We start from the raw sequence: 12,081 nt of genomic DNA, 5'->3' as shown, positions 1-12,081 counted from the left end.
CCAGGAGCCGGTCCCGCCGCGGCATCGGCACGAACCCGCCGCGGCGTCGGCACGAACGCCCTCGCTGTCAGAGCAGGTCCAGCTCGCGTGCCCGGCGCACCGCCTCGTTGCGGCGGTTGACCGACAGCTTCCGGTACGCGCTCTTGAGGTGCGTCTTGACCGTGTTCACGGACACGTACAGGTCGGCGGCGATCTCCTCCGTCGACATCATCAGGGCCAGCCTGCGCAGCACGTCCCGTTCGCGTCCGCTCAGTTCCTCCACCAGCGGCGGCGGACCGTCGTCGGACGGCGGCGTGCCCGGAGTGAGCCAGTCCCCGGCCGTCCCCCGCAGCGACGCCGGGGCGAGGAAACGGCGGATCCAGGGCCCGGCCTCGGCGAAGGGCCGGCGCAGGCCGTCGCGGCGCGCCTCGCGCAGGGCCTGGACGACGAGTCCGTGGGCGGCGGCAGAGTCCCCCGCCTCGCTCGCGGCCTGCGCCCGCACCAGCAGGGCCCGGACGATCACCGCCGGACCGGAGCGCCCCTCCCGGCGCACTGCGTCGAGCAGGTCGATCGCCGCCGCCGGCCGTCCGGCGGCGAGCTGGGCCCGTGCGGCCGCGACCTCGCAGGCCGGCTGGGCGTCGGGGACCGCCAGGAGCACCTTGACCGCCGTCTCGGGACGGCCTTCGGCGAGATGCGCGGCGGACGCGACGAGCGCCGTCTGTCCCTCCGCCCAGGGCGAGGGCACGGCGGCCGAAACGGCCGGCTCCGCCACGGCGAGCGCCGCGCGGGAGTCGCCGCGGGCCAGGTGCAGCCGGGCGGCGGCGATGGCCCGGACCGACTCCATGACCGGGTCGCACCACGCGGAGGGCGACTCGGCGGTCTCGTCGAGGAGCGTCCGGGCGCGCGCCAGGTCGTCGCGGTCGACGGCCACGGCGGCCAGCACCAGCCGTGCCATGCCGGAGCCGGACGACTGGGGCAGGCCGTACCGCTCCGTCTCGGCCGTGGCGGCCCGCGCCCTGCGTTCGGCTCTGCCGGGCCAGCCGTCGAGGTAGTCGATCAGCGCCAGCCGGCCCAGCGCGTCCTCGCGTGCGAGAGCCGTCGCGGCCCCCGCGCCGGAGCCGGCCACGCTCGACAGGGCGGCGCACGCCTCCTCGAACCGTCCGGCCCACAGCCGCGCCGAACCCAGATGGGCCAGCAGCTGTGCGGTGAGCTCGGGATGCTTCTCCAGCAGCTGGGCGGGGACCTCGTGCCGGAGCGTGTCGGCCGCCTCGGCGGCCAGCTCGGCCCGCGCCGGCGCACCGGTCAGCCGGGCGGCCAGCGCCTCGAGCAACGCGCAGCTCAACCGTGCCGCCGCCAGGGCGGGCTGCGCCTCCACGGGATCGTCCCCGACGTGTGCGTGTTCCAGCGGCCCGCGCCCGGCCGCGTCCAGCGTCCGTTCCGCGTGACGCAGATGCGCCTGGCCGCGCTCGAGCTCGTGCAGGGACAGCTCGCGTGCCGCACGGACGAGATGGGCGGCGGGGCTCGCCGCCTCCGGCCCCATCCCGGCGAACAGCTCGGCGAGCGCGTCGACCCGCAAGCCCGTGAAGAGCCAGCCGATCGCGAGGTCGTCGACCAGCGCGCCCGCGGTGAACTCCCAGTCGCCCGCGGCCGCGCCGTGGTTCAGGGTCGCCGCGAGGGATCCCGAGCCGCGCAGCCAGTGCGCGGCCCGCCGGTGCAGTTCGGGCTCGAGACCCGGCGACCGCATCCGCAGATGGGCACGGAGGATCTCCGCGAACAGCGGATGCAGGCGGTACCAGTCCCGCTCCAGATGCTCGACGAACGCGTTCTCGCGATGCAGCCCGGCCAGGATGGACTCGGCGTCGGTGCGCCCCGTGAGCGCGTTCACCAGCCCGGGACGGAACCGGTCGAGGACGCTGACCCGCAGCAGCAGGTCCTGCGTCTCGGGAGGCTGCCGCCGCAGCACCTCCGCCAGCAGGAAGTCGGCGACCGCCGTGCGGTCGGCCTCGAACTTCTTCAGGTACGACTCCGGATCCGGGCTCTCGCGCGCGGCGAGGGCGCACAGCCGCAGGCCGGCGGCCCAGCCCCGGGTGCGCTTCACAAGCCCCTGTGCCGCGTGCGCCGGAAGCCGCAGGCCGTGCAGTTCCAGCAGCTCGGCCGCCTCCTCGCCGGTGAAGGCCAGCTCCGCTCCCCGGATCTCCGTCAGCTCACCGGCAGCCCGGTAGCGGTGCAACGGCAGCAGCGGCTCGGTGCGGGTGACGAGGATCAGGCGCAGGCCTCCGCCCGCGTGGTGCAGGACGAACTCCAGCTGCTCGGCGATCTCCGGGTCGACCACCCGGTCGTACTCGTCGAGCACGACGATCACGGGCCGGTCCCGGGTGCTCAGCCCGGCGGCCAGCCGGGCCAGCAGCGCGGCGGGCACCCGGCTCGCGTCCGCGGGGCAGCCGATATCGGCGGGCAGGCCGGTTCCGGCGGCGCGCAGTGCCTCGAGCAGGTATGCCCACAGCATGCCCGGGCCCTGGCCCGCCGCATCGGTGGTGAGCCAGGCGACGGGATGCTCGCGTGCCGAGGCCCAGTCGGCGACCAGCAGTGTCTTGCCCGCGCCCGCCGCGCCGTTGACCATGGTCAACGGCGTCTCCAGAGCACCGTCGAGGTGTCCGACCAGTCGCTCGCGCCGCAGAAACGTCACCGGACGGGCCGGGACGACGAACCGCGTGCGCAGGAACGGATCTCCTTGGGGATCGGCGTAGGGGCCCGCCGGCACGTACGGGCCCGTCCGTTGCGCGTCGCTCTCCTCGAGTCCGGCCATGGCGCTCACCGCCCCGGTCGTCAGGTCATGCGTAACGCTCCTCCCAGCATCCCAGGGTTCCGCCACCGCCGCTTCGCGAGAGCCCTGCGCACGGATGCGAAGGCCCGCTCGACGACGCGGATGACCTGCGACGACGCCGGACCGTACGACGGCCCGGGCGCCCCCGACCCCGCCCCCGCCGCGCCACACCGGCCACGGGCCACGCCGGAGGACCGGACACGACGAGCGGACCGTCACGGGGGTCGGCAGGAGGGACCGGCGGCCAGAATCGACGGGCGGGTCGGCACCTGGAACCGGCGGACGGGATCGACGAGCGGGTCGCCGCCAGGAACCGGCGGACGGGATCGACGAGCGGGGTCCGCCCGCCGACCGTCAGCCCGGCGTCTCCGCCGCCGACGCGCCGCAACCGGGCCACACACCGCGGATTGGCCTTGGCCGACGGCGCCGCCCGCCTCCTAACGTCACCCGCATGCGGATGCGAATCGTCGACGCCTTCACCGACCGCCCCTTCGCCGGCAATCCGGCCGGGGTCCTGCTCCTGGACGCCTTCCCCGAGGACCGCCGACTCCAGAACGTGGCCCTGGAGATCAACCACGCGGAGACGGCGTTCGCCCATCCCCTCCCCGAGGGCGGCGACGCGGACTGGGCCCTGCGCTGGTTCACCCCCGTCACCGAGGTCGACATGTGCGGACACGCCACGCTGGCCACGGCACATGTCCTGCACACGACGGGCGTCCACGCCGGCCCGGTGCGGTTCGCCACCCGCAGCGGGGTCCTGGTGGCCACGCCCGCCGAGGACGGCTCGATCACCCTGGACTTCCCGACCGCCCCACTGACCACGGTGGACGTCCCGGCGGCCCTCGCCGGAGCGCTGGGCGCCGAACCGCTCGCCTGCCTCGACACCGGCCCGCACATCGGCGATCTGCTGATCGAGCTGGCCGACGAGAAGACGGTGCGCGCCCTGCGGCCGGACCACAGGGCCCTCGCCGCCTGTTCCCGCCGCGGCGTCATCGCCACCGCCCGCGCCGAGGACTCCGCCCGGGGATACGACTTCGTCTCCCGCTGCTTCTTCCCGAACGTCGGCATCGACGAGGACCCGGTGACGGGCAGCGCCCACACCGCTCTCGCCCCGTACTGGTCCGAACGTCTCGGCCGCACCGCGCTGACCGGCCTCCAGGCCTCCCCGCGCTCCGGCCGCGTGCGGACCGAACTGAGCGGCGACCGCACCCTGTTGAACGGCCGCGCGGTCACCGTCATCGAGGGCGAACTGCTGGTCTGAGCTCGCGGTTCACGCCGTGGGCAGCCACCCCACCTTTCCCGCCAGCAGCGCATATCCCACGAAGGCCCCGATGTCGAGCAGCGAGTGGGCCACCACGAGGGGGCCCACCCGGCCCCAGCGCCGGTAGAGGTAGACGAACACCACGCCCATCACCATGTTGCCGATGAAGCCGCCGATGCCCTGGTAGAGGTGGTACGAGCCGCGCAGCACCGAGCTGGCCACCAGCGCGGTGCCCGGCGTCCACCCCAACTGGCCGAGCCTGCGCAGCAGATACCCGACGACGATGACCTCTTCGAGGATCGCGTTCTGCAGCGCGGACAGCACCAGCACCGGGTACTTCCACCACACGTCGGGCAGCGCCTCCGGCACCACCGTCAGGTTGAAGCCGAGTCCCCGGGCCGCCAGGTAGAAGGCGATGCCGGTGCTGCCGATCACCGCCGCGACGGCAGCCCCGCGGCCGAGGTCCGGCCAGGGGCGGGTGCGGTCGAAGCCGAGCGTGCGCAGCCCCTGACCCTCGCGCAGCAGGAAGTGCGCGACGAGCGCCACCGGGACCAACGCCGTGGCGATCCCGAACAGCTGCCAGGCAAGATCGAGCCACGGGCGGCCGGGCGCGGCCGAGGCATTGAGGGTCGCCGCCTGGTCCTTCAGACCCCCCGGCTTGGTGACCGAGCCGACAAAACTGATCAGGGCGGACACACCGCTCGCACCGAGCGAGACCCCCAGAACGAGCAGCGTCTCGTCACGGAAAATCCGTCGCGAGAACCGTTCCTGCGGAAAAGAATCAGCCAACGAACCCTGCCTCCACCTGTACACCTGCCTCCGGTTGCGTGACCCTGCTCCCACCACTGCCCCGCCAGGCTCTCGGACGAAGCTGTGAAGACCGTGCGTGGCAGGACGACGAGAGGACGGGCGCCCCGTACAGAGCGCCCCTCCGCTTCGCGGGCCGTGCGGCGGGGAGCCGCCGCCGGCCGCCATGCAGGGACGTCACCGTCGTGGGAGGTCACAGCTTGCCCGATCCGTACGGGGGAGCCGGCAGCGACCCCCGTCCTCGCACGCTCCGGCGCAGACGACGGCCGTCACGACCTCCTCCGCGCTCACCCCCACGGCGGATCACGCCAGGGGGCACCGCCCGCGTCACCGGAGCGCGCACCGGGCACGGACGCGCCGCCCGCGGACGAGAGCCGGGACACCGACCGCGAGGCCCCCCGAACCCGGTCACGCCGCCCGCAGAACTCAACCCGGCGGCCCCGGCGCTCCGGCATGATGCGCCCACCGCGCGGACAACGTGCGACCAGCCGCCCACCGCGCGGACATCAGGTGGCCGGCTGCTCGCCGATCAGACATCAGGCGCTCAGCCTCCCGCCTCTCAGGCATCAGGCACCAGGCACCAGGCACCAGGCACCAGGCACCAGGCACCAGGCGACCAGCCGCCCACCGTTCTGGCGTCACGCGGCACGCGGCACGCGGCACGCGTCAGGCGCTCGGCGCGAGCTCGGGCAGCCCCACGGGCCAGGTGTGCACCGGGTCGTCCGCGTGCATCAGCTCCGCGTACCGCCGCGTGGTCGCCGCCAGCGCGGTGTCCCGCGACATCCCGGCCTCCACCGCCCGGTGGAAGGTCGCCACTTGCCAGGACGCCCCGTTGGTCCGTCGCCGGCACCGTTCCTCGATGACCCCGAGGTACAGATCGCGGTCGGCCGGATCCACCCCCCAGGCGTCCAGCCCCGCCTCGGCCAGCGGCAGCAGCTCGTCCCGTACGAGACTCACCGCGTCCACCTCGACCAGACCCCCCAGCCGCCCGCGCCGCGGCCACAGCAGCCGGGCCTCGATCCCGTGCCGGCAGGCCGCGTCGAAGTTGGCCTCGGCCGTCTCGAACGGCAGCCGGGACCACACCGGCCGAGACTCCTCCGCCAGGGCCCGGACGACGCCGTAGTAGAAGGCCGCGTTCGCGATCACGTCGGTCACGGTCGGTCCGGCGGGCAGCACGCGGTTCTCCACCCGCAGGTGCGGGACGCCGTCGGCGATGCCGTAGACGGGCCGGTTCCAGCGGTAGACGGTGCCGTTGTGCAGGACGAGTTCGGCGAGCGAGGGCACCCCTCCCGCCTCGAGGACGTCGAGCGGGTCCTCGTCGTCGCAGATGGGCAGCAACGGCGGGAAGAAGCGCACGTTCTCCTCGAACAGCTCCTGGGCCGAGCTGATCCACTTCTCCCCGAACCACGTCCGCGGGCGGACGCCCTGCGCCTGGAGTTCCGGCGGCCGGGTGTCGGTGGCCTGCTGGAAGAGCGGGGGCCGCGACTCCCGCCACAGCTCGTGGCCGAACAGGAAGGGCGAGTTGGCGCCGACGGCGATCTGCGCGGCGGCGACGGACTGCGCCGCGTTCCACACGGCGGCGAAACGGCCCGGCGTCACCTGCAGATGAAGCTGCACGGAGGTGCAGGCCGCCTCCGGCACGATCGACTTCGACGTGCACGACAGCCGCTCCACCCCCTCGATCTCGAGGGCGAAGTCCTCGCCGCGGGCGGCCACGATCTGGTCGTTGAGGAGGGTGTAGCGATCGACGTCCGACAGGTTCGACGAGACCAGGTCGTCACGGTCGAGCGTCGGCAGAATACCGATCATCACGATTCCCGCGTCGACCTCGCCCGCCTTTCGGTGGGCATATGCCAGTGACGTACGGATTTCCTCCGCGAGTCGATCGAATACGCGGCCGCCCAATCGGTGTGGAGCTATGTTGACTTCCAGGTTGAACATGGCGAGTTCTGTTTGGAAATCGCGGCTCGCGATCCGCTCCAGCACCTCGCCATTCAACATTTTCGGCAGTCCGTCGGCACCCGCGAGATTCAGTTCGATCTCGAGACCCATGAAGTTCTTGGGTCGGTCGAAGCGCTTCTGGGCCAGGAGTCGCTCGAGCCCCGTCAGGCACTTCCGGAGCTTGTCCCGGTAGTCCCGACGATCGGACAGGTCGAACGCGCCTGCCACGACCTTCTCCCCCATCGAAGCGTCCTTCCTCGCGTGGCGGCCCGGCGGTGCGGCCGCCGGTGGTCCCGGGGTCAGGTGCAATGATGCCCAGCCCTGCCGATCGATAACGTCCCCGGCGGGAGGCATCGGCCGCTACGCTGACCCAAAGCCACCGGAAGTGACCGGTGGCACATTCACCGGGCATGGTGCCGGACGCTCATTAGGTGAAATCGGGAACTCGTGAAAAACGCCGACGAGAATGGGCCGACCGTCCGGCGTGTCACAACCCGAGGTCATCGAGGAGCGACCCGCTCGGAATCGGGATTTTTCACACGTATCGCCGACCGATAGAACCCTTGCCGAGTGTCCCGGAATCGACTAGACGAAACACAGTCTGAACACGTGTCGTATAAACTCCGCGAACAAGGCAGAGAAGGTTGGCGCCCACGGTCGAAGGAGCCTGTCGTCGAGGAGACGGCAGGCCGCTCGCGCACCCCCCGCACTCTCTCCCAGACCCGGCCCCCGCCTCTCCGACCTCGAGAGCTAGCTGACAGCGCCGTCCGCCCACGCCCTCGCGCCACCGTGCCTGTCGAATTGAGAGGCGACCCACCATGCCTTTGCATGTCCCCCCGGCTCCCGCGCCCGCACTGCGCTCGGTCCTCACGGCACTCGGTTCCCCCACCGCCGTCCACGAAGCCCGCACGCCGTCCCTGCGCACCGCCCAGCAGGACGCCGTTCCCGACCTCCCCCTGCCTCTGCACGTCCTGGACGCGATCACCCCGGAAGGCCTGGCCGAGACCCGGCTGGCCGGCTGGCGGTTCCTGATCCGCTGCGGCGACCGGGCCGTGGCCGCTGCCGAGACCCGGCTCACCCCGGACGGCTGGGCGTTCTCGCACTTCTTCGAAGGCCCTTACATCGCCTCCACGGAGCGGGCCCTGCGTCAGGCCGAGTCGGTCGCCCAGCCCTGCCAGGCACGCCTGCTGTCGGTACCGGGGCTCTACATGCTCACGCTGTGGCTGCACGGCGACAGCGCTTCGGACGGCACCACCGGTCACCCCGATCCGGCCGACCTGCTGGTTCCGCTGGCCCCGGCGCCGCCCGGGATCGCCGCCCACCGCCCGCACCGGGTCGCCGAGCTGCTCCCGGTGCTCACCCTCCGGGTCACGCCCGCGCCGCCCCCGCTGCTCGGCTCACCCGCCTGACCCTCCCGGCCCCCGTACCCCGTCGTCCCGCCCTTGGTGACGGGGTACGGCGCTGCGCGCCCGCATGCCGACCAGGACACCGGACCAGGGCGTGGCCTAGCCCTATCCGGCCACCGGGAACCACCCGAACGGACGGTGCGGTGGCGATGAACCGCCCGCGCGGGTGACGCGTCCTGAACCTGTGAGAAGCGGTGCCGCGAAATCCCTGCGGATCGGCCTCCGTGGGGCAACACTGGTTCCGACCGACTTATCACAACGGGGGGCGGCCATGAACGACGTTTCACGCCGCGGGACAGACACCACATCCATCTCACATCTCACGCCAGAGCGGAAGTTCCCATCCATGTGCCAGCACCAGCCACCGTGCCCCACAGCGACCTCAGCCGACCGGGAGTCCGCCCGCCTCGTGGCGCACCACCCGGAACAGGGCTGGAGCCTGCTGTGCAACGGCGTCCTGCTCTTCGAGGACACCGGTGAGCTCCTGCCGGACGGCCGCGTCATCGCTCCCCACCGGGTCGTGACCGCCGCCTAGGCCTCCTGCCCGGCGGCGGCCGGACGGGCGCAGTACCCACGGACGGCGCGGGACCGCCGTCCGCAGACTCGAGGGGCCGGCCGCAGCGACCACTGCGAACCGGCCCCGACGCGTGTCCGGAGCCGGTCACTCCGGGTAGCGGGTCCGTTTCCCCGCGAGACGACGCCGTGAACGTCTCCCGTGGCAGCGCTTTTTCCGGAAGACTCCTGGAAGTTTCGGCGGCGGCGTCCGGAGCGGATGGCGGCGGAGGTGGGCAGTGACGACGGACGATGCGACGGCCGCGTCCCGGGTCGAGGTCAGGGTCACGATCACCGAGATCGCCCGGCAGGCCGGCGTATCGGTGCCGACAGTGTCCCGGGTGGTCAACGGCCGCTCCGACGTGTCGCCGCGGACACGGGCCCGGGTCGAGGACCTGCTGCAGCTGCACGGCTACCGCAAGCGCCCCGCCTCGGCGCCGACCCGCGCCTCCCTGCTCGACCTGGTCTTCAACGACCTCGACAGCCCGTGGGCGGTGGAGATCATCCGCGGGGTGGAGGAGGCCGCCCACGCGGCCGGGGTCGGCACGGTGGTGTCGGCGATCCACGGACGCTCGGGCGACGCCCGCGAGTGGATGCGCAACCTGCGCTCGCGCGCCTCCGACGGCGTCGTCCTGGTCACCTCGGCCCTGGAGCCCACCCTGCACGAGCAGCTGCGCGTCCTGGGCGTCCCGCTGGTCGTCGTCGATCCGACGGGCTCACCCGCCGCCGACACGGCGACCGTCGGCGCGGCCAACTGGTCCGGCGGCCTGGCAGCCACCGAGCACCTTCTCTCGCTGGGCCACCGCAGGATCGGCCTGATCGCGGGCCCGTCCCGGCTGCTGTGCTCGCGCGCCCGCTTCGACGGCTACCGGGCCGCCCTGGAGGCGGCAGGCCTCGCCGTCGACGACGCCCTCGTCGTCCCCGGGGACTTCCACCCCGAATCGGGCTTCACCGGCTGCAACGCCCTGCTCGACCTGCCCGAACCGCCGACCGCGGTGTTCGCGGCCAGCGACCAGATGGCCCTCGGGGCGATCGAGGCGCTGCGCCGGCGCGGTCTGCGGACGCCGGAGGACATGAGCGTGGTCGGCTTCGACGACCTGCCGGAGGTCCGCTGGTCGGCCCCGCCCCTGACCACCGTCCGCCAGCCCCTGGCCGAGATGGGCAAACTGGCCGTCCGCACGGTCCTGAGCCTGGCCCGCGGCGAGCGCCCCGACTCGCCGCGGGTGGAGCTGGGCACGGAGCTGGTGGTGCGGGCCAGCACCGCGCCGCCCCGTGGCGCCAGGGCCTGACGTTCGGATCACCCCGCAAAGGCGGGAGCCGGCACCGACAGGCCCAGGCCGGTGCCCTGCGACCTGGTCCGAACGACAGAACCTAGCTGAGCGCCTCCCGGATCGCCCGGTACGCCGGCTTCGGCGCGAGCTGCTCGTCCCAGGGCAGCGCCGCGCCCTCGCCGGGGAAGAACGCCGGAATCCACGAGTACTTGTCCGTGTAGTCCCAGACGGTGATGCCGACGCACCGCCGCACCGCGAGGCACGCCTCGGTCATGTCCCGGTACCAGTCGGCCTGCTGGGCCAGCTTCTCCTCGGTCGCGGGCAGCAGCATCCGGACGTCGACCTCGGTGAGCGCGGTGTCCAGACCGAGCCGTGAGAAGCGGCGCAGGTTGTTCTCGAGGGTCGTCGGATAGCCGTACTGAAGGGCCAGGTGGGCCTGCAGGCCGATGCCGTCGAGCGGCACGCGCTGCGCCTTCAGCTGCTTGGCCAGGGCGTAGTAGGCGTCGCTCTTCGGGCCGACGGCCTCGATGTTGTAGTCGTTGAGGTAGAGCTTCGCCTTCGGGTCGGCCTGGTGCGCCCAGCGCAGGGCGTCGGCGATGTAGCCGGGACCGAGGGTCTTGTAGAAGACGGTCTCGCGGTAGGTGCCGTCCTCGTTGAACGCCTCGTTGACGACGTCCCAGGCATAGACCTTGCCCCGGTAGTGGCGCACCTCGGTCTGGATGTGCTTCTTCAGCACGGCCCGCAGTTCGTCGGCCGTCCACTCCTTGCTCGTCACCCAGCCGGGCAGCTGGCTGTGCCAGACCAGGGTGTGGGCGCGGACCTGCTGGTGGTGGGAGCGTGCGAGGTCCACGATCTCGTCGCCGGCGGTCCAGTCGAAGACGCCCTGCTGGGGCTCGGTGGCGTACCACTTCATGCCGTTGCCCGGGGTGATCATGTCGAACTCGTGGCCCAGGATCTTCGTGTAGGCGGTGTCGGTGAGTTCGGGGTTGTCGGTGGCGCTGCCGAAGTAGCGCCCGTGGCGCTGGGCGAGGTCGGCGAGGGTGGCCCGCGGCTTTCCGTGCGCGGGTTGCTCGTGGGCCTGTGCGGCCGGTCCGGTGACCACGCCGGCGGCGACCAGGACGGTGGCGAGGGCGCCGGCGAGTCTGAACCGGGTGCGGGCGGTGCTGGGCATGGTGCGACTCCTCACGGTGGGCGGGTGGGCGAGCCGTACGGGTCCGCGGGCGCGGGTCATCCCTTCGTGGCGCCGGCGGAGAGGCCGCCGACGAGCTGGCGCTCGGCGACTGAGTAGAAGGCCAGGGCGGGGACCATGGCGAGGACGAGATAGGCGAAGACGCGCGCGTACTCGGCGGAGTACTGCCCCTGGAACTGCTGGACCCCGATCGGGATGGTCCACCAGGTGGGTTCGTTGAAGACCAGCAGCGGCAGCAGGAAGTTGTTCCAGCTGCCGACCACGGCGAGGACCGAGACCGTGCCGAGGGCGGGCCTGGCCATGGGCAGCAGGATCCGCCAGAAGAAGCCGAGCGGCCCGCAGCCGTCGAGGGTGGCCGCCTCCTCCAGTTCGGCGGGGATCTCGCGGAAGAACCCGCGCAGGATGACGATCGTCATCGGCAGTCCGAACGCGGCCTGCGGCAGGATCACGCCGAGGGGGTTGTCCAGCAGGCCGATGGAGCGCAGCAGCAGGAACAGGGGCAGCGCCGCCACCGCGAACGGGAACATCAGCCCCAGGGTGAACAGGGTGAATAGCAACTCCCGTCCCCGGAAGGCGAAGCGGGCGAAGGAGAACGCCGCGAGCGCGGACACCGCGACGACGACCACGGTCGTCCCGACCGCGATGAGGGTGCTGCTGCCGACCAGGCGCCAGAACGAGCCGGAGCCGAGGATGTCGGTGTAGTTGGAGGGGACCCACGGGTCGGGCAGGCCGATGGGGTTGCGCGAGAGCTGGTCGGTGGACTTGAAGCCGGACAGCACGGCGTACACGAGGGGCACGGCCATCATCGCGCCGACGATCCCGAGGACCAGGTGCAGCGGCAGGGTCCGGCC

Annotated in this window: 9 protein-coding genes; 4 read left to right on the top strand and 5 right to left on the bottom strand. The window is 72.6% G+C overall.

Annotated elements, in window-relative coordinates; all coding sequences use genetic code 11:
* Nucleotides 1–67: 67 nt before the first annotated feature.
* Nucleotides 68–2,785: a LuxR C-terminal-related transcriptional regulator gene (locus OHS82_RS35035; protein ID WP_328435201.1), complete on the bottom strand. Its 2,718-nt coding sequence runs from the start codon at nt 2,783–2,785 to the stop codon at nt 68–70.
* 469 nt (nt 2,786–3,254) lie between these two features.
* Between OHS82_RS35035 and OHS82_RS35030 the strand changes: the two genes are divergently transcribed.
* Complete coding sequence (locus OHS82_RS35030; RefSeq protein ID WP_057580601.1) at nt 3,255–4,064, top strand: PhzF family phenazine biosynthesis protein; 810 nt, start codon at nt 3,255–3,257, stop codon at nt 4,062–4,064.
* A gap of 9 nt (nt 4,065–4,073) precedes the next feature.
* On the opposite strand, the gene OHS82_RS35025 is transcribed toward OHS82_RS35030, so the two are convergent.
* Nucleotides 4,074–4,853 (bottom strand): CPBP family intramembrane glutamic endopeptidase, encoded by a 780-nt coding sequence (locus OHS82_RS35025; protein WP_328435200.1) that lies wholly within the window; start codon nt 4,851–4,853, stop codon nt 4,074–4,076.
* Between the two features lie 684 nt (nt 4,854–5,537).
* Entirely contained in the window at nt 5,538–7,055 is a 1,518-nt protein-coding gene (locus tag OHS82_RS35020; RefSeq protein ID WP_328435199.1) for a glutamate--cysteine ligase, read from the bottom strand.
* Nucleotides 7,056–7,630: 575 nt separating this feature from the next.
* Here OHS82_RS35020 and OHS82_RS35015 point away from each other — a divergent pair.
* The 3 genes from OHS82_RS35015 to OHS82_RS35005 all read left to right on the top strand — a co-directional run bounded on the left by OHS82_RS35015 (nt 7,631) and on the right by OHS82_RS35005 (nt 10,059).
* Entirely contained in the window at nt 7,631–8,221 is a 591-nt protein-coding gene (locus tag OHS82_RS35015; RefSeq protein ID WP_057580599.1) for a hypothetical protein, read from the top strand.
* Nucleotides 8,222–8,564: 343 nt separating this feature from the next.
* Nucleotides 8,565–8,753 (top strand): DUF5999 family protein, encoded by a 189-nt coding sequence (locus tag OHS82_RS35010; RefSeq protein ID WP_057580598.1) that lies wholly within the window; start codon nt 8,565–8,567, stop codon nt 8,751–8,753.
* A 256-nt stretch (nt 8,754–9,009) separates the two neighbouring features.
* A complete protein-coding gene (locus tag OHS82_RS35005) occupies nt 9,010–10,059 on the top strand; it encodes a LacI family DNA-binding transcriptional regulator (RefSeq protein WP_057580597.1) in 1,050 nt (349 codons plus the stop codon).
* A gap of 82 nt (nt 10,060–10,141) precedes the next feature.
* Here OHS82_RS35005 and OHS82_RS35000 read toward each other — a convergent pair whose 3' ends face one another.
* Both OHS82_RS35000 and OHS82_RS34995 read right to left on the bottom strand, forming a co-directional pair.
* Entirely contained in the window at nt 10,142–11,212 is a 1,071-nt protein-coding gene (locus tag OHS82_RS35000) for an endo-1,4-beta-xylanase (RefSeq protein ID WP_057580596.1), read from the bottom strand.
* A 56-nt stretch (nt 11,213–11,268) separates the two neighbouring features.
* Complete coding sequence (locus OHS82_RS34995) at nt 11,269–12,036, bottom strand: carbohydrate ABC transporter permease (RefSeq protein ID WP_242433232.1); 768 nt, start codon at nt 12,034–12,036, stop codon at nt 11,269–11,271.
* Nucleotides 12,037–12,081: the final 45 nt, after the last annotated feature.

Origin of the sequence: Streptomyces sp. NBC_00425 (genome assembly GCF_036030735.1) — a bacterium.
Lineage (GTDB): Bacteria > Actinomycetota > Actinomycetes > Streptomycetales > Streptomycetaceae > Streptomyces.
The sequence above is the reverse complement of the archived record's forward strand: the minus strand, read 5'-3'. Positions and strand labels throughout refer to the sequence as shown.